Below are 22534 nucleotides of genomic sequence, written 5' to 3'. Positions count from 1 at the left end.
GTCAACTCCCGTCCGGGTGGAGCAGCAGGACGGCGGTGCGGAGCAGGATCTTGGTGTCCAGCCAGAGGCTCCAGCCCTCGATGTACCGGTTGTCGTAGCGGGCCCGGTCCTCGATCGAGGTGTCCCCGCGCAGGCCGTTGACCTGGGCGAGGCCGGTGAGCCCGACCGGGACGCGGTGGCGGTCGGCGTACTCGGGATAGGCCTGGCCGAACCGCATGACGAAGTACGGGCGTTCGGGGCGCGGTCCGACCAGGCTCATGTCGCCGCGCAGCACGTTCCACAGCTGCGGCAGTTCGTCCAGCGAGGTGCGGCGCAGCAGGCGGCCGACGGTGCCCATCCGGTGGTCCTGGGAGATGTTCCAGCGGGTGGCCGACTCGTGCTCACTACTGGGGCGCAGGGTACGGAACTTGAGCAGGGTGAAGGACTTTCCATCGAGTCCGGTGCGCTGCTGGCGGAACAGGACCCCGGGCCCGGTGTCGAAGCGGACGGCCAGGGCGCAGGCGGCCAGCACGGGGGAGAGCGCGATCAGGCTGAGGCCGGCGGCGAGGATGTCCAGCCCCCGCTTGACCGGCCAGCCCCGGCGGCGCAGCGCCGGGCGGCCGAGCTTGAGGCAGGGGAAGCCCCAGAGCTGGTCGCGGTCGGACCCGGTCACCGAGCCGTACTCGCGCAGTGCGGGGACCAGCCAGATGTGGCAGCCGAGCCGGGCGGCCTCGCGGAGCGCGGCGGCGGTCTCGGCCTCGTCGGCGGCGCCCTCGGTCGCGACCACGTGGTGGATGCGGTGGCGCCGGATCTCGCGCTCGAGCACCTCGCGCCCGCCGAGGACGGGCAGTTTGGCGTCCGGGCCGAGCAGGACGGGGTCGGCGTCGAGGAAGCCGACCGGGCGCAGTCCGTACTCGCGGTGCTCGATCAGGACGGCTGCGACCCGCTGGCCGAGCTGGCCCGCGCCGAGCACCAGGGTGGGGCTTGGGCGGCGGCCGCGGGCGCGGCGCAGCTGGCGGTAGACCAGCGCCCGGCCGCCGGAGGCGAACAGGATCAGGGCGGCCAGGGTGGCTAGCAGGCGCAGCGGGTGTGCGGCGGCGACGTCGGGCAGGCCCTCCAAGCAGGCGGAGAGGGTGACCGCGAAGGCCAGCGCGACGGTGGCCCGGGCGGCCAGCGCGGGGAGTTCGTCGAGAGCGGAGAGGGTGAGCCTGGTGCGGTAGAGGCCGGCGGCGAGGTTGAGCGGAAGCAGCAGGGGCAGCACGGCGACCGCGCCGAGCAGGGGTTGTCCGGTGCGGTCGGCGGTGAAGCCGGTGGCGGCGCAGACCGCGAGAGTGTCGGCGGCCAGCAGCGCGCCGGGAACCACGGCCCGGGAGCGGAGTGCTCGGCGGTGGCGTCCGACCGCCGCGGAGGAGCGGGCCTGGGCGGTCCGGGCGGGGCGGTCGAGGATGGCGGCGCCGGTCCGCCGGGAGTTCGGCAGCGGGCGCCCCGGTCGCGGCACGCTCTCGTGGTCAATGGTCATCAGCGCACGAACTCCCTGTTGTGGGACCGCCTTTGACAGGCTGTGCGGCCGCTCTGGCAGGACGGCCGGACCGGCAACCGCATCGGCGCGGACATCCCGGCTCGATGGATCCGGCTCGGGTGACGCCTGCCGCCGAGAGTGGATTTCGGCCCATTCCCAGACCGCCTTCCGAAAGACCGGCGACTGGAAAAGGAAACGAGACAGGCAAAATCAGACAATGCCGAACAGCGGCTTGGCTGCAGAGGATTGGCTTGCCATTTCATTCCACCCGCCCATTAATCAGACTTTCGCATTTGGACCCTCGTTCGCATGGTCAAGGAGCGAACACGGCGACACCGCCACGGCAAGCGTCCACAGCCTGAGAAACGATCAGGCACCGTCCGGGACACGGGCAGTTGGGCACGGCAAGCACGACCGGCCGGACGCATCCGGGAATTCCGCAGCCGAAATTGTTCGATAGAGCTCCGCCACTCGCCCCACCATCGATCGCACGTCATGGCGACCGATCACATGTTCCCTGGCTGCCACCCCAATCCGTTCGCATTCAATTAGATCATCGAGCGACTCGGACAATCGCCGGGCGAGTTCCGTCGGATTCTCCGGTGGAACCAGTCCGCGCGCCGACTGCGCCGGCGGCAGCGACTCCCGGGCCCCCGGCACGTCCGTCAGCAACACCGGGCGGCCCGTCGCCATCGCCTCCAGCGGCGCCAGCGCCATGCCCTCCCAGCGCGACGGCAGCACCACCAGATCGGCGGCGGCCAGCCAGGGCCTGGGGTCAGCCACGTCCCCCGCCAGCCGCACCCGGGACGGGTCCGGCAGGGTGCGGACCAGGTCGGCCAGCGCGGTGGCGTCCGGGCCGCCGCCAACCAGGGCCAGCCTCGCCTCCGGCAGTCGCTCGGCCACGCCCGGCCAGGCCGCCAGCAGCACGTCCTGGCCCTTCTGGCGGCAGAGCCGGCCGAGGCAGACCGCGAGCGGGGCGTCCAGGTCCAGGCCGAGCGACATCCGGGCGGCGCGGCGGGCCGCCCGGTCGGCCAAGGCGTGGTGCCGGACGTCCACCCCGTTCGGGACCACCCGCCAGTGCGCCCGCAGCCCGGCCGCCTCGCCGTCCAGCCGCTCCCGCTCGCTCACACAGAGCACCGCGTCGGCCCAGCGGGTCGCGTACCGCTCCCAGCGCTGGGTGGCCGCGGCGAGCACGCCCTCGACGGCCGCGAAGGACCAGGCGTGCGGCTGGAAGACCGTCGGCACCGCCCCCCGGATCGCCAGCCGGCCTGCCAACCCGGCCTTGGCGCTGTGCAGATGGACCACGTCGGGCGCCGCGGCCCGGACGATCCGGCGCAGCCGCCACACCTCCGCCGGCGTCCCCGGACCGGGCGAGCGCGTGGCCGGCCAGTCCAGCACCAGCGCCCCCGCCGCCGTCGCCTCGGCGGCCAGCCGGCCGACCCGCGGGCAGGCCACCAGCACTCTGCAGCCCGCCTCGCGCTGCCCGCGGACCAGGTCCACCACCACCCGGGCGACGCCGCCGTCCACCGGCTGGGAGATGTGAAGGATCGTCATATGCACGGCGGCGAGCCTAGGTTGGCGCCAAGCCGTACTCCGGGCGGTATCACCCGGGACGGGGAACGCAATCACCCGTACGGCTCAGCGGCCGTACGGGCATGCGACCACCCTCCGGAAGCACCGCGGGCCGGCCCCCGAGGGCTTCCGGCAGCGGTGCCCCCGGTGACACCCGAAGCCCCGCCCGTGGTGCCCGGGAGACGCCGGGTTCAGGCGACTTCGGTGGCGAGGCGGGCGAGGACCTCGTCGTGGATGCGGTTGAGGCCCTTGGGGGCGAAGGTCCGCTCGAAGAAGCCGCCGATGCCGCCCGCGCCCTGCCAAACCGTCTCGACCAGCACCTTGGCCTGACCCGCGCCGGCCGCCGTGACGGTCCAGGTGGTCACCATCGAGGAGTTGGCGTCGGACTCGACCAGCTTGAGCGGCGCCGGCTCGGTGACGTTGAACAGGCAGTCCCGGACCCGCTTCTCGGTGGCCTGGAGCTTCCAGTGCACCTGGGTGCCCGCGCCCCGGCCGCCCGCCCTGACCTCGTACTCGCTGTACTGCGCTGGCAGCAGCTTCGGCCGGGTGACGGCGTAGTCAGCCAGCGCCTCGTACACCCGCTCCGGGGACGCCTGGTAGACCCGCTCGGTGGCGGCGTACACCTGACCCATGACCTGCTCTCCTCCGACTGTGTGGCAACGCTCGCAACGCTCTGCGGCCAGCTCCGATATCGGGCCCAAGCCAACCACCGCTCACCCGAGCTACCAAAACCGGGACCCCGTCCGCCGGCCACCGGGTTAGGGTGGCCGATGTGCTTACCGAGGTGACTGCGATCCGCTACCTGAACCCCTTGCGGGCCGGCGGCTCCGTACCGGGGATCGTCGAGGCCGACGACCTCGGGACGTACGTGGTCAAGTTCACGGGTGCCGCGCAGGGCCGCAAGGCGCTGGTCGCCGAGGTGATCGTCGGCGAACTGGCCAGGCGGCTCGGCCTGCGGGTGCCCGAGCTGGTCCTGGTGGACTTCGACCCGGCGGTCGCCGCCGAGGAACCGGACGCCGAGATCCAGGACATGCTGCGCGCCAGTGTCGGCCACAACCTCGGCATGGACTACCTGCCGGGCGCCCGCGACTTCGATCCGGAGGGCGGCGCCGGTGGCAAACCGCCGATGGTGGACGTCCACCCCGTCGAGGCCGGGCAGGTGGTCTGGCTGGACGCGCTGACCGGCAACGTCGACCGCAGCGTCCACAACCCCAATCTGATGGTCTGGCACGGCCGGCTCTGGCTGATCGACAACGGCGCCGGGCTGATCTTCCATCACCGCTGGTCCGGCGCGCACGCCTCGCTGCTCAAGCGCTACGACCTGAGCAACCACGCGCTCGCCGGCTTCGCCCCGGACGTGCCCGCCGCCGACGCCCGGCTCGCCCCGCTGGTGACCCCGGAACTGCTGCGCGAAGTGGTCGCGTCGGTCCCCGGGCAGTGGCTGGCCGACGAGCCGGGGTTCGGGACGGTCGACGAGGTCAGGGAGGCCTACGTCCGCCACCTGGCCGCGCGGGCCCGGCAGTCGGCGGCCTGGCTGCCGGAGGGGTTCGCCACCCCCGAACAGCTGCGGCGGACCGAGGCGGAGCGCGCCGCCGCGACCCGGGCGGGGCGCCCTGCCTGGCTCAGGCACGTGCCCGACCTGCACGGCAAGCCGTCGGCCGCACCGGACTGGAGCCGGCACGTCGACTGACGGGCTTGCCGTGGCGCGGGGGCGTCCGTGAATCACAGCGGTTGCCCCTCCCGCGGCATCCGGATGAACGTCCGGAACTCTATTGACATCCTCCCCCGGCCAAAAGGGTCGGCGGGCAGGGAGCGGCGGGAACCTCCGGCAGGTGCTTCACAGACATGACTTGAAGCCAGGTCCGGGCAACTGCCGTGCGATGGCCAGGAGTTAGACCGACCGGCAATAGGGCCCGCGGCGTCGCGTGCCGACAGCTCTCGCCTGGACGCACATTCCTCGTCGCGCGCAGCGCCGCTGCGCTCTCTTCCCCCAGCCTGACGGCCGGGGGGACCCCCGCACGATGCACGCCCAGACTCGGCTCTCGACCCTCCCCCAGCCTTCGGCCGGGAGGTGCCCCCTTCTTCTCCCACGCTCCCTATCGCCGGTCGGTCTTACTCAGAGGCGGTACAGGCGGCGGGCGTTGCCGGCCGAGACCATCCGCTCGATCCTGGCCGCGTCGGCCGCCGGACAGCCGCCGTCCGCCTGCCAGCCGGCGAGCAGCCGCCCGAGGCTGTGCCGGTACTGGGCGGCGCCGACCAGGAAGAGTTCGGGCAGCCCGTAGGCGTCGGTGGAGAACAGCACCTTGCCGAACGGGGCGAGTTCGAGCACCTCGCCGAGCACCTCGGCGGCCCGCGCACCGGTGTGCGTGACGGTGAGACCGATGTCCGCGTACACGTGTGGGAAGGAGGCGGCCAGCCAGGCGGCCTGTCGGTGGTACGGGTAGCCGTGCAGCAGCACCAGCGGAACGCCGCTGGGCTCGACGGCGCGGACGAAGTCGACCAGCAGCGCCGGGTCGGCCAGGTGCAGCCGCAGGTCGGGGTCGCCGAAACCGGTGTGCAGCTGGATCGGCAGGCCGAGCGGTTCGCAGACCTCGACGGCCGTCCACAACAGCCGGGCGAGCAGTACAGGGTCGGCCAGCCTGGTCCGGGGGCCGCTCAGCCAGGCGCCGGCCGCCCGGATCACCTCGGCCTCGTCCGGCGGCCCGGGGGGTACGGCCAGCCCGCACCGGTAACCGACTATGGACTTCAGCGCGGCGGCTTCGGCGCAGGCGCTCTCCAGCGCCGCCCGCACGGCGAGGGACCACCCCGCCGCGGTGCTGTCGACCCGCTCGGCGACGCTCTCCATCCGGACCACCTCGCGGACCTCCGCACCGGTGGCGGCAGCCAGCTCGGCCAGCGGGAGCAGGGGCCGCCCGGCGGCGCCGGTCAGTCCGGTGTCCACCAGGCAGCAGTCCAGGCCGGCCGCGGCCAGCAGCCGGGCGGTCGCCTCGGCGGGGCCCAGCTCGCGCCGCCGGACCAGGTAGTCCGCGGCCGGGGCGTACTCGGGCAGCCCGAGCGCGGGCGGGCACCAGCGGCGGACGGCCAGGCCGGTCGCACTGTCGAAGGGTGTGGTCCCGGCCGCGGGCGGCCGGTCGGACTCGGTGATCAGGGCGGCGAAGGCGGCCGGGTCCAGATCGGCGCGGACCACGCTGTGACAGTGCTGGTCGACCAGCCGCACGGTCAGTACCGCCAGCGGGTCGCGGCGATCAGCTCCTCCGCGCCGAGGCTGCCGAGGAGTTCCACCTCCGCCCGGCGGACCGCGAGCACCGCGGCGTGCAGCTGGGCACCGAGCGCCTCGCGCAGCAGGACGGACTTCTCGTAGGCGTCCACGGCCACCGACAGCTCGCCGGGGAGGCGCTCGACGCCGCTCTGTCCTGCCGGGTCGCCGTGCACCTCAGGCGGCAGCGAGCGGCCGGCGTCCAGCCCGGCGAGCCCGGCGGCGAGCACCGATCCGATCACCAGGTAGGGGTTGGCGGCCGCGTCGAAGCACTTGATCTCGGCGTTGGCCTGGGAGCCGGTGGAGCCGGTGATCAGCCGCAGCGCGGCCTCCCGGTTCTCCAGGCCCCAGCAGCGGAACGGCCCGGCCCAGCGGGAGGGCTGCAGCCGCAGGTAGCTGGCCACACTGGGAGCGCCGAGGGCCAGCAGCGCGGGCAGCTCGGCCAGCACTCCGGCGAAGAAGGTCTCCGCCTCGTCGTGCAGTCCGTAGGGCCCCGAGCCGCCGTGGCCGAGGCTCTGCTCGCCGCGCCACAGACTGAGGTGCAGATGGCCGCCGTTGCCGACGCCGTCCGCCGTGACCGCGGGCGCGAACGAGGCGCGCAGCCCGTAGCGCTGCGAGACGGCGCGCACCGTGTGCCGCACCAGCAGCGCGGTGTCGGCCGCCTCGATCGGGCCCTCGGCGGCGACCGAGACCTCGAACTGGCCCGGGGCGTACTCGGGATGGATCTGCAGGACCGTCAACTCCTGTGCGGTGAGCGCCCGCAGCACGTCCCGGAGGTAGTCGGAGTGCTCGATCATCCGGTTCATCCCGTACGCCGGGCCCTCGGTGGCGGGCCTGCCGTCGGCGTCGGTGACCACCCACTCGACCTCGAACCCGGCGCGCAACGAGAGACCGCGCCGGGCGAGGGCGTCCACCATCCGGCGCGCGAAGCGCCGCTGGCAGCCGGGGTGCGGGGTGCCGTCCTGGGTGTAGCGGTCGACCGGGGCCCAGGCCCAGCCGGGCTGCGCGGCCAGCCGGGAGAGTCTGGTCAGGTCGGGGACCAGCCGCAGGTCGCCCTCCGGGCCGGTGGTGAACGGGCTGCTGGTCATCGAGTCGTCCAGCAGGAACACGTCGAAGCTCGGCGAGGCGCCGACGCCCCACTCGGCGGCGTGCGCCAGCTGGCGGACCGGGATGGCCTTGACCCGGCTGATCCCGGCGTTGTCGACCCAGCCGAGCACCACGCCGTCGATGGCCTCGTCGGTGAGCTTGGCGGCGGCCAGCCGGGCCTGGGCTGCGCGTTCCGCACGGGGCTGCGTGGTGGTCATACGTCCATGCTGCCGTTCCCGCACTCGTTCGGGGGCCAACCGGGCGGATCCGTCACCCGTCCGGCTGGCGGCGGGGCCCGACGCGGGCCGGGCGGATCTGCGACCATGGGTGTCTCGGAGGTCTCCGGCGCCCGTACGGAAATTCGGTTGAAGCGGGCGCCGGCATCGCGGAGAGTGGTCAGTCTGGGCCTCGTCTGCGGTGAAGGGGGCGAAGACCGCACGAGCACATCCCGGCGCCTGTGACACAGGTCACCGGCCGGCCCGAAATATCCGGGGAGAGATTCCCCGTTTACCTCTTCGTCCGCACGATCCGGGGACGCATTCCCCGGATGCACCCATACCGACGGACCCACCTCGAAGGGAGCACCCGACCATGACCGTGACCGCCGCCAAGCCGGCCGGCCCCCGGCTCAGGGCCGACGCCTCCCGCAACCGGGAGCGGATCATCGTCGCCGCCCGCGAGGCCTTCGTCGAGTTCGGTGCGGACGTGCCGCTGGACGAGATCGCCCGCCGGGCCGGGGTCGGGAACGCCACGCTGTACCGCAACTTCCCGGACCGGCGCGAGCTGATCCTCCATGTGACGCTCTCGGTGCTCACCAACGTCGTCGGGCACGCCGAGGCGGCCATGGCCGAGGAGGCGGACACCTTCCAGGCCGTACGCCGCTTCGCGCTCGCGGCCGCCCGCGAGCGGATCGGCGCCCTGTGCCCGCTGCTCTCCGACCACATCGACCGATGCGACCCCGAACTCGCGGCCAGCCGCCTGCGGTTGACACAGGTGGTGACCGAGCTGGTGGCCCGCGCCCAGCGGGCCGGCCGGCTCCGTCCCGACGTCGCCGTCGGCGACTTCGTGGTCGTGCTCACCCAGCTCACCCGTCCACTGCCGGGCAGCGGATGCCTGGCCATGGACGGCTTCGTCCAGCGCCATCTCCAGATCTTCCTGGACGGCCTGGAGGCCCCGGCCCGCTCCATCCTGGACGGCCGCGCCGTGACCCTGGAGGACCTCAAGCGGCACAACTGACCTGCATCTGATCTGCGCTCCGACTTCTCGCACTTCTGCACGCTCTTGTACGTAGATGGGTACCCCCATGTCTGAATCCGCCCTGCAGCCGGATCCCCGGCGGTGGAAGGCCCTCGCCTTCATCGCCCTCGCCCAGCTGATGGTCGTGCTCGACGCGACCATCGTGAACATCGCCCTCCCGACCGCCCAGGCCGACCTCCACATCTCGGACGCCAACCGCCAGTGGGTGATCACCGCCTACGCCCTGGCCTTCGGCGGCCTGCTGCTGTTCGGTGGCCGGATCGCCGACCTGTGGGGACGGCGGCGGACCTTCATAGTCGGCCTGAGCGGCTTCGCGCTCGCCTCCGCGCTCGGCGGCGCCGCCGCCAACACCGGCATGCTGCTGGGCGCCCGCGCCCTGCAGGGCCTGTTCGGCGCGCTGCTCGCCCCCGCCGCGCTCTCGCTGCTCGCGGTGATGTTCACCGAGGCCCAGGAGCGGGCCAAGGCCTTCGGCATCTACGGCGCGATCGCCGGTGGCGGCAGCGCCATCGGTCTGACCCTCGGCGGCCTGCTCACCGAGTACCTGAACTGGCGCTGGACCTTCTTCGTCAACATTCCGTTCGCCGCGGTCGCCATCACCGGCGCCGTGCTGGTGATCCGCGAGCCCGCCCAGGGGCGCAACCGCAGCAAGCTGGACATCCCCGGTGTGCTGCTGGTGTCCACCGGCCTGGTCTCGCTGGTCTACGGCTTCACCCGGGCCGAGTCGGACGGCTGGACCGCGGGCACCACGCTGGGCCTGTTCGCCGCCGCGGTGGTGCTGCTGCTCGCCTTCGTGCTGGTCGAGCGCTCGGTCAAGGCCCCGCTGCTGCCGCTGCGCGTGGTCACCAACCGCAACCGCGCCGGCGTCTACCTCTCGCTGGGCCTGGCCGTGATCGGCATGTTCGGGCTCTTCCTGTTCCTGACCTACTACCTGCAGGTCGTGCTGCGGTACTCCCCGGTCGTCACCGGCCTGGCCTTCCTGCCGATGGTCGCCGGCATGATCACCGGTTCCACCCAGATCGGCGCCCGGCTGATGACCAAGGTCGCCCCGCGCCTGCTGATCGTGCCCGGCTTCACGGTCGCCTCGCTCGGCATGCTGATCCTCACCCAGATCAAGGTGGACAGCTCCTACCCGGTGCACATCCTGCCCGGCCTGATCCTGATGGGCCTCGGCATGGGTACCGCGTTCATGCCCGCGATGAGCCTGGCCACCTACGGGGTCGAGCCGCGCGACGCCGGTGTCGCCTCCGCCATGGTCAACACCTCGCAGCAGGTCGGCGGCGCGATCGGCACGGCGCTGCTGAACACCATCGCCACCAGCGCGATGACCTCGTGGATCAAGTCGCACCAGGCCCTGGCCCAGACCCCGCAGGGCAAGCTGGTGGGCATGGTGCACAGCTTCTCGACCGCGATCTGGTGCTCCTTCGGCATCCTGCTGCTGGCAGCGGCGATCGCCTTCGTCTTCATCAACGTCGGCCGCCCCAGCGCCCAGGAGCAGGCCGTCGAGCAGGAGGACGCCGTTCCGGTCCTGGCGCACTGACGCTACGGCTCCGAGGCCCCGAAGCCCCCGCCGCCCACCCTTGTCAAGGGAGGAGCGGCGGGGGCTTCGTCATGCCCGGACTCCGCCCGCAACTCTTCCTACGCGGCAGTAACTTCGCTACAGTGACCGCACGCACCACCGCCGGGCTTCGGGAGCCGCACCGGCGGGACCGGCGTCCGACGTGCCATCGCGCGTTCCACGGGCCCGGCGCGGATGCCCATTTCCCGGCCGAGCCCCGACTCGGGCGACGGCCGGCACTCCACCAGCGTCAGCGTCGCTTCAGCTCATCCAGCGCGCCTGAGCACCACGGCACTTCCGCAGCACGGCCGGAGCGGACCGGACCGTCCTGCGGTGCCGCAACCGTCATCACCACTCCCCCGCGCCGCCGCACCCTCCTCCGGTACGCCCGCGGCACAGCGCTGCCCCGGCGCAGTACCGGAGCGCGGCGCGGGGACCATGACAAGGAGTCAGGACTCATGAAGCGTCCCTTCCCCACCGTCGCCGTGGTCGGCCTCGGCACCATGGGCGCCGGTATCGCCGTGGCCGTCGCGCGCAGCGGCCGCCGGGTGATCGGCATCGAGGCCGGCCCGGACGCCGCCGCGCGGGCGCTGGCCCGGATCGAGGAGGCCACCGCGCACGCCGTCCAGCGCGAGCGGTTCACCGCCGAGGAGCGTACGGCACTGCTCGCGCTGATCTCGGTCGGCGACCGGCTGGACGCGGCGGCCGACGCCGACCTGGTGATCGAGGAGGTCCCCGAGCAGCTGGAGCTCAAGCGGGAGGTCTTCGCCGAGCTGGACCGGATCTGCCCGCCGGAGACCGTGCTGGCCACCGGCACGACCGCACTGTCGGTCACCCGGATCGCCGCCGCCACCGCCCGCCCCGAGCGGGTGCTGGGCCTGCACTTCTTCAACCCGGTGCACAGCATGAAGCTGGTCGAGGTGGTCCGCACCGTGCTGACCTCGCCGCAGACTGCCGAACAGGCCGCCGAGTTCGCCCGCGAGCTGGGCAAGGAGCCGGTCGCGGCCGGTGACCGGGCCGGGTTCGTGGTCAACGGCCTGCTGTTCGCGTACCTCAACCAGGCCGCCGCGATGTACGAGTCCAAGTACGCCACCCGGGAGGACATCGACGCCGCGATGCGGCTCGGCTGCGGCCTGCCGATGGGCCCGCTGGCGCTGCTGGACCTGATCGGTGTGGACACCGCCCGTACCGTGCTGGAGGCGATGTACGAGCAGTCCAGGGACCGGCTGCACGCCCCCGCGCCGATCCTCGGCCAGCTGGTCGCGGCCGGGCTGCTCGGCCGCAAGTCGGGCCGCGGCTTCTACACCTACGAGGCGCCGGGCTCGTCGAAGGTGGTCGCCGACCAGGCCGCCCGCACCGGCGCGCCCGCGGCCGCCGGGCGCCAGGTGCGCGCCGTCGGCGTCTGCGGCTCGGGCACCATGGCGACCGGGATCGCCGAGGTCTTCGCCAAGGCCGGGTACCGGGTGCTGCTCGCCGCCCGCAGCCAGGACAAGGCCGACCGGGCCCGGGCGCAGCTGGCCAGGTCGCTGGAGCGGTCGGTGGCCAAGGGCCGGCTGACCGAGGAGCAGTCCCGGGCGGCGCTGGAGCTGGTGGTCCCGACCGGTTCGTACGCCGAACTCGCCGACGTGGACCTGGTGGTGGAGGCGGTGGCCGAGGATCTGGCGGTCAAGCGCGAGCTGTTCGCGACCCTGGACAAGATCTGCAAGCCGGGCGCGGTGCTGGCCACCACCACCTCCAGCCTGCCGGTGATCAGTTGTGCGACCGCGACCTCGCGGCCGCAGGACGTGATCGGGATGCACTTCTTCAACCCGGCCCCGGCGATGAAGCTGGTCGAGGTGGTCTCCACCGTGCTGACCTCGGCCGATGTCACCACGACGGTACTGGAGTTGTGCGCCGCGGTGCGCAAGCACCCGGTGGGGTGCGGGGACCGGGCCGGGTTCATCGTCAACGCCCTGCTGTTCCCGTACCTGAACGACGCGGTGCGGATGCTGCAGGAGCACTACGCCACGGTGGACGACATCGACACCGCGATGAAGCTGGGCTGCGGCTACCCGATGGGCCCGTTCGAGCTGCTGGACGTGGTCGGGCTGGACGTGTCGCTGGCCATCGAGAAGGTGCTGCACCAGGAGTTCCGCGAGCCGGGTCTGGCGGCGGCGCCGCTGCTGGAGCACCTGGTGGCGGCGGGGTGCCTGGGCCGCAAGACCGGCCGCGGTTTCCGCGACCACGCACGCCGGTGACCGGCCGGCCGGCGCAGGGCCCTGCGCCCGGCTCCCGCCCGGTCGGCGGGCTGCCTCCGCGCCCGGCCTGGGGCCCGGGGACGGTCTCCTCCCGGTGGCCCCGGCCGGCCTCGACCGGGCCGGTGGCACCGGTGCGCCGCCCCAAGGCCGCGGGCCCGGCCGCCGGGGCGTGTAGCGTGCCTGACATGGATCGGGATCAGTCATCCGCGGAGCAGTCGGCCCTCGAAGAGGCACTGGCGGTACAGGCGCTGGCGGCGCAGTCGGCGGCGGGGGTCTCCTCCGCCGGTCACCGGCGGGCGGCGGCCCAACGGCAGCAGATGCGCCAGGACCTGGCCAAGGCCGCGATGGAGCTGTTCGCCTCGCAGGGGTACGAGGAGACGACGGTCGATCAGATCGCGGCCGAGGCCGGGGTGGCCCGGCGGACCTTCTTCCGGTACTTCCGCTCGAAGGAGGAGGCGATCTTCCCGGACCACGACGACACCCTGGTCCGGGTGGCCGACCTGCTGGCCAGCGCCGGGCCCGAGGAGCACCCGCTGGACGTGGTCTGCCGCGGCATCAAGGAGGTGCTGCGGATGTACGCCTCCACGCCCGGGGTGTCGGTGGCCCGGTACCAGCTGATCCGTCAGGTCCCGGCGCTGCGCGAGCGGGAGATCGCGGTGGTCTCCCGGTACGAGCGGCTGTTCACCCGGTACCTCCTCGGCCGGTTCGACGCGGCCGAGGAGATCCCGCCCGGCTGGCGGCGCGGCGGGGACGACGACTCGATGCTGGCCGAGGTGTCGGCGGCGGCCGTGGTCGCGGCGCACAACCACGTGCTGCGGCGCTGGCTGCGCGCGGGCGGCCACGGCGACGTCGAGGCGCAGCTGGACCACTCCTTCGAGGTCATCAGGGGGACGTTCTGGGCGACCGCTCCGCATCGGATGCGACGGCGTGGCACTCCCGTGGCACCCGGTGCCAGTGATGACACGCTGTCGGCTCTCGGAGGGGCGGCAGTGAGCGCACTGAGTGCCAGCCCCGGCGGTGAGGTGCTCATCACAGTGGCGCGCACCGACGCTCCGCTGGACCTGGTGGTGGACCGGATCAGGGCCGCGCTGAACGGCACTCCGGCAAGCTGATCACGCAGGTCAGACGGGTTTTCAGGGCCCGTTCCGCAGTAGCGGGACGGGCCCTTCCCGTGCCCGTTTCACGGCTTTCGAACAGCCGTCGCATTCACCCGAATTGATGACACCCAGTGTCTTTACGAGTGGCACAGGGTGCCACTACCTTGTTACTCGCCAGTCGCGGCGCCGCGGCTCCCCACCTCGGCGCGCCTCGTCCGGTGCGACTCCACCACCCGTCGCAGGCACCACCCACCCTCAGACCGACAGTGAAGCCGGTGTCCGCTCCCGGCTCCCCCAGACGCCCTGTGCAGCCCCTCACACAGGTACGCCTTCGGAGGCAGCCATGAAGGAAATCCTCGACGCGATCCTCAGCCCCGACAGCACCCCGGCGGACTTCGCCGCGCTCAAGCTGCCGGAGTCCTACCGAGCGGTGACGCTCCACAAGGACGAGGAGCAGATGTTCGCCGGCCTCGACAGCCGCGACAAGGATCCGCGCAAGTCCCTCCACCTCGACGAGGTGCCCCTCCCCGAACTCGGCCCGGGCGAGGCCCTGGTGGCCGTGATGGCCAGCGCGGTGAACTACAACACCGTCTGGAGCTCGATCTTCGAGCCGGTCTCCACCTTCGGCTTCCTCGAGCGGTACGGAAAGCTCTCCCCGCTCACCAAGCGCCACGACCTGCCGCACCACATCGTCGGCTCCGACCTCGCGGGCGTGGTGCTGCGCACCGGCGCCGGGGTCAACGCCTGGAAGCCCGGTGACGAGGTGGTCGCGCACTGCCTCTCGGTCGAACTGGAGTCCCCGGACGGCCACAACGACACGATGATGGACCCGGAGCAGCGCATCTGGGGCTTCGAGACCAACTTCGGCGGCCTGGCCCAGCTGGCGCTGGTGAAGACCAACCAGCTGCTGCCCAAGCCCAAGCACCTCACCTGGGAGGAGGCCGCCTCCCCCGGGCTGGTCAACTCCACCGCCTACCGCCAGCTGGTCTCGCGCAACGGCGCGGGCATGAAGCAGGGCGACAACGTGCTGATCTGGGGCGCCAGCGGCGGGCTCGGCTCGTACGCCACCCAGTACGCGCTGGCCGGCGGCGCCACCCCGATCTGCGTGGTCTCCAGCGAGCAGAAGGCGGAGATCTGCCGCGCCATGGGCGCCGAGGCGATCATCGACCGCTCCGCCGAGGGCTACCGGTTCTGGAAGGACGAGCACACCCAGGACCCGCGCGAGTGGAAGCGGTTCGGCTCCAGGATCCGCGAGTTCACCGGCGGCGAGGACGTGGACATCGTCTTCGAGCACCCGGGCCGGGAGACCTTCGGCGCCTCGGTGTACGTCACCCGCAAGGGCGGCACCATCGTCACCTGCGCCTCCACCTCCGGGTACATGCACCAGTACGACAACCGCTACCTGTGGATGTCGCTCAAGCGCATCGTGGGCTCGCACTTCGCCAACTACCGCGAGGCGTTCGAGGCCAACCGCCTGATCGCCAAGGGCAAGATCCACCCGACGGTCTCCAAGGTCTACCCCATGGAGCAGACCGGCCAGGCCGCCCTCGACGTCCACCACAACAAGCACCAGGGCAAGGTCGGCGTGCTCTGCCTGGCCCCGCAGGAGGGCCTGGGCGTGCGCAACGAGGAGTTCCGCGCCAAGCACATCGACGCGATCAACCGCTTCAGGAACATCTGATGACAGATCAGAAGCGTGACCGGCCCTGGCTGATGCGCACCTACGCCGGCCACTCCACGGCGAGCGACTCCAACGCGCTCTACCGCCGCAACCTCGCCAAGGGCCAGACCGGTCTGTCCGTCGCCTTCGACCTGCCGACCCAGACGGGTTACGACTCCGACCACGTGCTCGCGCGCGGCGAGGTCGGCCGGGTCGGCGTGCCGGTGGGCCATGTCGGCGACATGCGCACCCTGTTCGACGGCATCCCGCTCGAACAGACCAACACCTCGATGACGATCAACGCCACCGCGATGTGGCTGCTGGCGCTCTACCAGGTGGTCGCCGAGGAGCAGGGCGCCGACATCGCGAGGCTCACCGGCACCACCCAGAACGACATCGTCAAGGAGTACCTCTCGCGCGGGACGCACGTCTTCCCGCCCGGCCCGTCCGTGCGCCTGATCACCGACATGATCGCGTACACGGTCGCCAACATCCCCAAGTGGAACCCGATCAACATCTGCAGCTACCACCTGCAGGAGGCCGGGGCCACCCCGGTCCAGGAGATCGCGTACGCGATGTGCACCGCGATCTCCGTCCTGGACGCCGTCCGCGACTCCGGCCAGGTGCCGGAGATGCGGATGGGCGAAGTGGTCGGCCGGATCTCCTTCTTCGTGAACGCGGGCGTCCGCTTCGTCGAGGAGATGTGCAAGATGCGCGCCTTCGCCCAGCTGTGGGAGAAGGTGACCCGCGAGCGGTACGGCATCGAGGACCCGAAGCAGCGCCGCTTCCGCTACGGCGTCCAGGTCAACTCCCTCGGCCTGACCGAGGCGCAGCCGGAGAACAACGTCCAGCGCATCGTGCTGGAGATGCTCGCCGTCACGCTGTCCAAGGACGCCCGCGCCCGTGCCGTCCAACTGCCCGCCTGGAACGAGGCGTTGGGCCTGCCCCGGCCGTGGGACCAGCAGTGGTCGCTGCGGATCCAGCAGGTGCTCGCCTACGAGTCCGACCTGCTGGAGTACGGCGACATCTTCAACGGCTCCACGGTCGTCGAGGCCAAGACCGCCGAACTGCTCGCCGGGGCCGAGGCCGAGATCGCCAAGGTACTGGAGATGGGCGGGGTGATCCCGGCCGTCGAGTCCGGCTACCTGAAGTCCAACCTGGTGGCATCGCACGCCGCCCGCCGGGCCCGGATCGAGTCCGGCGAGGACAGGATCGTCGGGGTCAACTGCTTCGACACCACCGAGGAGAGCCCGCTCACCGCCGATCTGGACACCGCCATCATGGTGGTCGACCCGGCCTCCGAGCAGTCCGTCCTCACCGCGCTCGAACAGTGGCGGGCCGGCCGCGACGAGGCCGCCGCCCAGGCCGCATTGGAGCAGCTGAAGGCCACCGCCGCGACCAGCGACAACCTGATGCCCGCCACCCTGGCCTGCGCCCGCGCCGGCGTCACCACCGGCGAGTGGTCCTTCGCCCTGCGCGAGGTCTTCGGCGAGTACCGCGCCCCCACCGGGGTCGGCGGTGCGCCGGTCGCGGTGGCGGCCGAGCCCGGCGGCGAACTCGCCACCGTACGCGAGGCGGTGGCCGCCACCGCCGCCGAGCTGGGTGCGGGCAAGCTGCGGCTGCTGGTCGGCAAGCCCGGCCTGGACGGCCACTCCAACGGCGCCGAGCAGATCGCGGTCCGCGCCCGCGACGCCGGTTTCGAGGTCGTCTACCAGGGCATCCGGCTGACGCCCGAGCAGATAGTCTCCGCCGCGGTCGCCGAGGACGTGCACTGCGTCGGCCTGTCGATCCTCTCCGGAGCCCACCCGGAGCTGGTTCCCGACGTGCTGCAGCGGCTGCGCCGGGCAGGGGTGGAGGATGTGCCCGTCGTCGTGGGTGGCATCATCCCGGCTGCTGACGCCGAGGCCCTCAAGGCCGCGGGGGTCGCAGCAGTCTTCACCCCGAAGGACTTCGGCATCACCACCATCATCGGCCGGATCGTGGACGAGATCCGGCTGGCCAACAGGCTCCAGCCTTGGGCCGCGACGCTGCCCACCGACCAGCACGCCGCGACCAGCTGACCCCGGAAGGAACCACCCGCACATGACCGCACAACCGTCGCCCGCCGCCGTCAACCGCCTGCGGCCCCGCCGCTCCTGCCTGGCCGTTCCCGGCAGCAACCCGCGCTTCCTGGAGAAGGCCCAGGGCCTGGCCGCCGACCAGGTCTTCCTCGACCTGGAGGACGCCTGCGCCCCGCTGGTCAAGGAGAGCGCCCGCCACAACATCGTGGACGCCCTCAACAGCGGCGACTGGGGCGGCAAGACCCGCGTCGTCCGGGTCAACGACTGGACCACCCACTGGACGTACCGGGACGTCGTCACGGTCGTCGAGGGCGCCGGCCCGAACCTCGACTGCATCATGCTGCCCAAGGTCCAGGACGCCACCCAGGTCAAGGCGCTCGACCTGCTGCTCACCCAGATCGAGAAGACCATGGGCTTCGAGGTCGGCCGGATCGGCATCGAGGCGCAGATCGAGAACGCCAAGGGCCTGGTCAACGTCGACGAGATCGCCGCCGCCTCGCCGCGCCTGGAGACCATCATCTTCGGCCCGGCCGACTTCATGGCCTCGATCAACATGAAGACCCTGGTGGTCGGCCAGCAGCCCCCCGGCTACCCGGCGGACGCCTACCACTACATCCTGATGCGCATCCTGATGGCCGCCCGCGCCAACGACCTGCAGGCCATCGACGGTCCCTTCCTGCAGATCCGCAACCCCGACGGCTACCGCGAGGTGGCCGGCCGCGCCGCCGCGCTGGGCTTCGACGGCAAGTGGGTGCTGCACCCGGACCAGGTCGCCATCGCCAACGAGGTCTTCTCCCCCAGCCAGGAGGACTACGACCACGCCGAGCTGATCCTGGACGCCTACGAGTGGTGCACCTCGGAGGCCGGCGGCGCCAAGGGCTCCGCGATGCTCGGCGACGAGATGATCGACGAGGCCAGCCGCAAGATGGCCCTGGTCATCGCGGGCAAGGGCCGCGCCGCCGGGCTCCGGCGCACCTCCAAGTTCGAGCCCCCGCAGTCCTGACCCGCCGAGGAGACCACTGAGATGCAGTTCGGACGCACCTACGAGGAGTTCGAGGTCGGCGCGGTCTACAAGCACTGGCCCGGCAAGACGGTCACCGAGTACGACGACCACCTCTTCTGCCTGCTCACCATGAACCACCACCCGCTCCACATGGACGCCAACTATGCGGAGAAGACGACGGACTTCGGCAAGAACGTCGTGGTGGGCAACTACATCTACTCCCTGCTGCTCGGCATGTCCGTCCCGGACGTCTCCGGAAAGGCCATCGCCAACCTGGAGATCGAGTCGCTGCGCCACATCGCGCCGACCTTCCACGGCGACACGATCTACGGCGAGACGACGGTGCTCGACAAGTGGCCGTCCAAGTCCAAGGACGACCGCGGCATCGTCTACGTCGAGACCAAGGGCTACAAGCAGGACGGCACGGTCGTCTGCATCTTCCGGCGCAAGGTGATGGTGCCGACCGAGACGTACATCAAGGAGCGCGGCAAGGGGGCACCTCCCGGCCGCCAGGCTGGGGGAGAGCAGCCCGGCCGTCCCACTCCGCTCTCCTGAGGTCCCCCGGATCTCCCAAGGCCCCGGTCGGGTAGGCCGCCGTCATCGGCCGACCCCCATCCGGACACGGGGGCCCTGCTGCCGCAGCCACGCCGGCAGGGTCCCCGTACACCCCCTCACCCGCCGCCGCTCGGGACGCACTGCGCGCGGCGAGACCTCTGACACCTCTCTTCTTCTCTCTATATACGGAGTCGCACGATGGGACGCCTCGCACAGACCGACGGCCTCACCGAGATTCAGCGGGACATCCTCGCCACCGTGCGGGACTTTGTCGACAAGGAGATCATCCCGGTCGCCACCGAGTTGGAGCACAAGGACGAGTACCCGACCGCGATCGTGGAGGGGATGAAGCAGCTCGGCCTGTTCGGCCTGACCATCCCCGAGGAGTTCGGCGGCCTCGGCGAGTCGCTGCTGACCTACGCGCTGGTGGTCGAGGAGATCGCCCGCGGCTGGATGTCGGTATCCGGCATCGTCAACACGCACTTCATCGTCGCGCACATGATCAACGCGCACGGCACCCAGGAGCAGAAGGAGTACTTCCTGCCCAGGATGGCGGCCGGCGAGATCCGCGGCGCCTTCTCGATGTCCGAGCCCGGCCTCGGCTCCGACGTGGCGGCGATCACCACGAAGGGCGTCAAGGACGGCGACTTCTACGTCCTCAACGGCCAGAAGATGTGGCTGACCAACGGCGGCACCTCCACCCTGGTCGCGGTCCTGTGCCGGACGGACGAGGGCGGCTCCACGCCGTACAAGAACATGACCACCTTCCTGATCGAGAAGACTCCCGGCTTCGGGCCCAACCCGACCGTCCCCGGCCTCACCGTGCCCGGGAAGATCGAGAAGATGGGCTACAAGGGCGTCGACACCACCGAGCTGGTGCTCCAGGACGTCCGGCTCCCGGCCGACCGGATCCTGGGCGGGGTCCCCGGCAAGGGCTTCTACCAGATGATGGACGGCGTCGAGGTCGGCCGGGTCAACGTCGCCGCCCGCGGCTGCGGCGTCGCCCGCCGCGCCTTCGAGCTGGGCATCTCCTACGCCCAGCAGCGGTCCACCTTCGGCAAGAAGATCGCCGAGCACCAGGCGATCCAGTTCAAGCTGGCCGAGATGGCCACCAAGGTCGAGGCCGCGCACCAGATGATGGTGATGGCCGCCCGCAAGAAGGACAGCGGCGAACGCAACGACCTCGAGGCCGGCATGGCGAAGTACCTCGCCTCCGAGTACTGCAAGGAGGTCGTCGAGGACGCCTTCCGGATCCACGGCGGCTACGGATTCTCCAAGGAGTACGAGATCGAGCGCCTCTACCGCGAGGCCCCGATGCTGCTGATCGGTGAAGGTACTGCGGAGATCCAGAAGATGATCGTGGGACGCCGCCTGCTGGAGGAGTACCGCATCGCGGAGTGAGCGGAGCAACACGCCGGTGACCCAGCGGCCGGATTCCGGCCATGCCGGACTCGGTCAACGCCGATTCCGGGCTCGGGGAACACCGTGCAGTAGAGCCATTCGAAGGCCGGGGGGCAGGCGTGCGGGCCCGCCTCCGGGCCCCGCCGTACCGCGCGGTCCCCGGGCCTGGTCAGCCATCGGGGGCGGTACGGCGGTTCGGGGAAGGTCGTAGGGCGCGCACCCATAGGTGCGCGCCCTACGGCACATCCGCACGCCTCGAGACGCCCAGGAAGGCTCCCAGGGCGTGCTCAGCACCCTGTCGAACCCCTCCCGAGGGGGCGGTGCCGCCACCTGACCGGCAGTCAGTCGGGACCCGTCCCGTCGCTCTCACCCGAATTGAGACATGGGTCACGCGCCTCGTTCAGCCCCTTGGGGAACCGCGTCGAACCGAGCTACGGTCGTACACATAGCAGGCACAGATCGGCGCCGCACCGGACTCCTGAACACGCAGGCGGCTTGCCCACCTACCGCCTGGTCCCGATAGCATCCACCGGGACAGTAGCCGTCCCCATCTCAACCGATCCCCGCGGTGGCCCCCGTCCAGCGGCCATGATCCCCCGCGACTAAGGTCTTCGATGCCCATCAGCCCGTCCCCTCACACCTCCGCTCCGACCGGCGCCTTCGACGCCCCGGCGGATGGTCGGCGTCCCCGCGTGACGATCGCGCGCGGTGCCACCCCCTGGTTCGTCCCGACCCTGGCCACTGCCGCCCTCACCACCGCCCTCACCCGGCGGAACGGCAAGTGGGCCCTGGCAGCGGTACCGGCCTGCGCGCTCGGCGCGGGCATGCTGTGGTTCTTCCGCGACCCGGAGCGCGAGATCGGCACCGGCAGAGTGATCTCCCCGGCCGACGGTGTGGTGCAGAGCATCGACGCCTGGCCGGACGGCCGCACCCGGATCGCGATCTTCATGAGCCCGCTCAACGTCCACGTCAACCGCGCGCCGCTGCCCGGCACGGTGACGTCGGTGGAGCACGTCGCCGGTGGCTACGTCCCGGCGTTCAACAAGGACAGCGACCGCAACGAGCGGGTCGTCTGGCACTTCGACACCGAGCTCGGCGACATCGAGATGGTGCAGATCGCGGGGGCCGTGGCCCGCCGCATCGTGCCGTACGTGGACGCCGGCACCAAGGTCGAGCAGGGCGAGCGGATCGGACTGATCCGCTTCGGCTCTCGCGTAGACACCTACCTGCCGGCCGGCGTCGAGGTCGGCGTAGAGGTCGGCCAGAAGACCACTGCCGGGGTGACGCGCCTTGACCGTGACTGATCCTGAGACTCTCGTCGGCCTGAGTGACGAGGAGGAGACCAGCCTGCACCGCCGCCGCTGGGCGCGCGACCGCGAGCTGCGCGCTCCCCGCTCGCCGCAGCACCTCTCCACCGCCGACTTCCTGACCCTCGGCAACGCCGTCTGCGGCTTCATGGCGATCTACTCGATCACCACCGGGGTGCTGATGCCGCACCTGATGGGCGACTCGATGCCGAACCGGCACAGCGCCGCCACCGCGGTGACGCTGCTGCTGATCGGCTCGATGTGCGACCTGTTCGACGGCCTGGTCGCCCGCAAGCTGCGCTCCTCGGCACTCGGCGCGGAGCTCGACAACCTGGCCGACCTGATCAGCTTCGGCATCGCGCCGGCCTACTTCGTCGCGGTCTGGGGCATCGTCTCGCCGGACAGCAACCAGCAGCTCTCGGCGTTCATCGCGGTGACCGTGCTGCTCGCGGTGGTGCTGCGGCTGGCCCGGTTCTCGGCCGTCAAGATGCGGCCCGGGATCTTCCAGGGCATGCCCTGCCCGATGGGCGCGATGACGGTGATCGCCATCGTGCTGCTCGAGCCGCCGCTGCTGCTCGGGCTGCTGATGATCCTCGGTGTGGCGTACCTGATGGTGAGCCGGATCGAGTACCCGAAGCCGCAGGGGCTGCTCGCCACCGCGACGCTCTGCTGGATCGTGGTCTCCATCGGCTGCCTGGCGGCCTGGGCGGCCGGCCTGCCCGGCGGTGACACGCTGATGCACATCGGGGCGATCGCGCAGATCACGCTGGCGGCGATGGCTCCGCTGCTGGTCATCCGCCGCAAGGTGGGGCAGAAGGTGGGCGACGTGCGCGCCCGCCGCGCGGAGTCGCGGGGCTGCTGAGGCCCACCCTGAACACCGGAAGGGGCCCGGATCCTTGAACAGGATCCGGGCCCCTTCGTCGTTCTCGGGGAACCCTGCAGAGGGCCTTCGCACGGAATCCGGGGCACGAGCGTCCGCTGCCCGGAGGA

17 protein-coding genes are annotated in these 22534 nt (G+C 71.6%); 12 read left to right on the top strand and 5 right to left on the bottom strand.

Annotated elements, in window-relative coordinates; genetic code table 11:
- Position 1: 1 nt before the first annotated feature.
- The 3 genes from ABD369_RS07120 to ABD369_RS07110 all read right to left on the bottom strand — a co-directional run bounded on the left by ABD369_RS07120 (position 2) and on the right by ABD369_RS07110 (position 3702).
- On the bottom strand, positions 2 to 1498 hold the full coding sequence (locus ABD369_RS07120; RefSeq protein WP_344635368.1) for a sugar transferase: 1497 nt from the start codon (positions 1496 to 1498) through the stop codon (positions 2 to 4).
- A 369-nt stretch (positions 1499 to 1867) separates the two neighbouring features.
- Positions 1868 to 3052: a glycosyltransferase gene (locus ABD369_RS07115; protein WP_344635367.1), complete on the bottom strand. Its 1185-nt coding sequence runs from the start codon at positions 3050 to 3052 to the stop codon at positions 1868 to 1870.
- A gap of 209 nt (positions 3053 to 3261) precedes the next feature.
- On the bottom strand, positions 3262 to 3702 hold the full coding sequence (locus tag ABD369_RS07110; RefSeq protein ID WP_344635366.1) for an SRPBCC family protein: 441 nt from the start codon (positions 3700 to 3702) through the stop codon (positions 3262 to 3264).
- Between the two features lie 140 nt (positions 3703 to 3842).
- Between ABD369_RS07110 and ABD369_RS07105 the strand changes: the two genes are divergently transcribed.
- Positions 3843 to 4760, top strand: coding sequence for a HipA family kinase (locus tag ABD369_RS07105; RefSeq protein ID WP_344635365.1), 918 nt, complete (start codon positions 3843 to 3845; stop codon positions 4758 to 4760).
- A gap of 426 nt (positions 4761 to 5186) precedes the next feature.
- Here ABD369_RS07105 and ABD369_RS07100 read toward each other — a convergent pair whose 3' ends face one another.
- Positions 5187 to 6257: an amidohydrolase family protein gene (locus tag ABD369_RS07100; RefSeq protein WP_344635364.1), complete on the bottom strand. Its 1071-nt coding sequence runs from the start codon at positions 6255 to 6257 to the stop codon at positions 5187 to 5189.
- A gap of 32 nt (positions 6258 to 6289) precedes the next feature.
- The gene (locus ABD369_RS07095; RefSeq protein ID WP_344635363.1) at positions 6290 to 7630 is read right to left on the bottom strand and encodes a type I glutamate--ammonia ligase; all 1341 of its coding nucleotides are present in this window, start codon (positions 7628 to 7630) and stop codon (positions 6290 to 6292) included.
- A 373-nt stretch (positions 7631 to 8003) separates the two neighbouring features.
- Here ABD369_RS07095 and ABD369_RS07090 point away from each other — a divergent pair, with 373 nt between their 5' ends.
- The 11 genes from ABD369_RS07090 (at position 8004) to ABD369_RS07040 (ending at position 22406) form a co-directional block, all read left to right on the top strand.
- A complete protein-coding gene (locus ABD369_RS07090; RefSeq protein ID WP_344635362.1) occupies positions 8004 to 8648 on the top strand; it encodes a TetR/AcrR family transcriptional regulator in 645 nt (214 codons plus the stop codon).
- Between the two features lie 67 nt (positions 8649 to 8715).
- Entirely contained in the window at positions 8716 to 10206 is a 1491-nt protein-coding gene (locus tag ABD369_RS07085; protein ID WP_344635361.1) for an MFS transporter, read from the top strand.
- A 476-nt stretch (positions 10207 to 10682) separates the two neighbouring features.
- Positions 10683 to 12461, top strand: coding sequence for a 3-hydroxyacyl-CoA dehydrogenase family protein (locus tag ABD369_RS07080; protein WP_344635360.1), 1779 nt, complete (start codon positions 10683 to 10685; stop codon positions 12459 to 12461).
- A 185-nt stretch (positions 12462 to 12646) separates the two neighbouring features.
- Positions 12647 to 13573, top strand: coding sequence for a TetR family transcriptional regulator (locus tag ABD369_RS07075; protein ID WP_344635359.1), 927 nt, complete (start codon positions 12647 to 12649; stop codon positions 13571 to 13573).
- Positions 13574 to 13901: 328 nt separating this feature from the next.
- Positions 13902 to 15239: a crotonyl-CoA carboxylase/reductase gene (ccrA, locus tag ABD369_RS07070; protein ID WP_344635358.1), complete on the top strand. Its 1338-nt coding sequence runs from the start codon at positions 13902 to 13904 to the stop codon at positions 15237 to 15239.
- Entirely contained in the window at positions 15239 to 17278 is a 2040-nt protein-coding gene (locus tag ABD369_RS07065) for a protein meaA (protein ID WP_344635357.1), read from the top strand. Before ccrA ends, ABD369_RS07065 begins: the two co-directional genes overlap by 1 nt.
- 22 nt (positions 17279 to 17300) lie before the next feature.
- Positions 17301 to 18281 (top strand): HpcH/HpaI aldolase/citrate lyase family protein, encoded by a 981-nt coding sequence (locus ABD369_RS07060; RefSeq protein ID WP_344635356.1) that lies wholly within the window; start codon positions 17301 to 17303, stop codon positions 18279 to 18281.
- Positions 18282 to 18302: 21 nt separating this feature from the next.
- Positions 18303 to 18836 (top strand): MaoC family dehydratase, encoded by a 534-nt coding sequence (locus ABD369_RS07055; protein WP_344635355.1) that lies wholly within the window; start codon positions 18303 to 18305, stop codon positions 18834 to 18836.
- Between the two features lie 198 nt (positions 18837 to 19034).
- Positions 19035 to 20237 (top strand): acyl-CoA dehydrogenase family protein, encoded by a 1203-nt coding sequence (locus ABD369_RS07050; RefSeq protein ID WP_344635354.1) that lies wholly within the window; start codon positions 19035 to 19037, stop codon positions 20235 to 20237.
- A gap of 614 nt (positions 20238 to 20851) precedes the next feature.
- Complete coding sequence (locus ABD369_RS07045; RefSeq protein ID WP_344635353.1) at positions 20852 to 21541, top strand: phosphatidylserine decarboxylase; 690 nt, start codon at positions 20852 to 20854, stop codon at positions 21539 to 21541.
- On the top strand, positions 21528 to 22406 hold the full coding sequence (locus ABD369_RS07040; protein WP_425557550.1) for a CDP-alcohol phosphatidyltransferase family protein: 879 nt from the start codon (positions 21528 to 21530) through the stop codon (positions 22404 to 22406). The genes ABD369_RS07045 and ABD369_RS07040 overlap by 14 nt, the downstream gene beginning before the upstream one ends.
- The last annotated feature ends 128 nt before the right edge of the window (positions 22407 to 22534 follow it).

It is taken from the genome of Kitasatospora cystarginea, assembly GCF_039533515.1.
Taxonomy (GTDB): domain Bacteria; phylum Actinomycetota; class Actinomycetes; order Streptomycetales; family Streptomycetaceae; genus Kitasatospora; species Kitasatospora cystarginea.
This window is presented reverse-complemented; position numbering and strand designations above follow the sequence as displayed.

Bases quoted from the DNA above. Each gene is read 5' to 3' on its own strand.
- ABD369_RS07090 (WP_344635362.1), top strand. From the start codon at position 8,004: ATGACCGTGACCGCCGCCAAGCCGGCCGGCCCCCGGCTCAGGGCCGAC.
- ABD369_RS07065 (WP_344635357.1), top strand. From the start codon at position 15,239: ATGACAGATCAGAAGCGTGACCGGCCCTGGCTGATGCGCACCTACGCC.
- ABD369_RS07120 (WP_344635368.1), bottom strand. From the start codon at position 1,498: ATGACCATTGACCACGAGAGCGTGCCGCGACCGGGGCGCCCGCTGCCG.
- ABD369_RS07095 (WP_344635363.1), bottom strand. From the start codon at position 7,630: ATGACCACCACGCAGCCCCGTGCGGAACGCGCAGCCCAGGCCCGGCTG.
- ccrA (WP_344635358.1), top strand. From the start codon at position 13,902: ATGAAGGAAATCCTCGACGCGATCCTCAGCCCCGACAGCACCCCGGCG.
- ABD369_RS07075 (WP_344635359.1), top strand. From the start codon at position 12,647: ATGGATCGGGATCAGTCATCCGCGGAGCAGTCGGCCCTCGAAGAGGCA.
- ABD369_RS07055 (WP_344635355.1), top strand. From the start codon at position 18,303: ATGCAGTTCGGACGCACCTACGAGGAGTTCGAGGTCGGCGCGGTCTAC.
- ABD369_RS07115 (WP_344635367.1), bottom strand. From the start codon at position 3,052: ATGACGATCCTTCACATCTCCCAGCCGGTGGACGGCGGCGTCGCCCGG.
- ABD369_RS07080 (WP_344635360.1), top strand. From the start codon at position 10,683: ATGAAGCGTCCCTTCCCCACCGTCGCCGTGGTCGGCCTCGGCACCATG.
- ABD369_RS07050 (WP_344635354.1), top strand. From the start codon at position 19,035: ATGGGACGCCTCGCACAGACCGACGGCCTCACCGAGATTCAGCGGGAC.
- ABD369_RS07060 (WP_344635356.1), top strand. From the start codon at position 17,301: ATGACCGCACAACCGTCGCCCGCCGCCGTCAACCGCCTGCGGCCCCGC.
- ABD369_RS07045 (WP_344635353.1), top strand. From the start codon at position 20,852: ATGCCCATCAGCCCGTCCCCTCACACCTCCGCTCCGACCGGCGCCTTC.
- ABD369_RS07085 (WP_344635361.1), top strand. From the start codon at position 8,716: ATGTCTGAATCCGCCCTGCAGCCGGATCCCCGGCGGTGGAAGGCCCTC.
- ABD369_RS07110 (WP_344635366.1), bottom strand. From the start codon at position 3,702: ATGGGTCAGGTGTACGCCGCCACCGAGCGGGTCTACCAGGCGTCCCCG.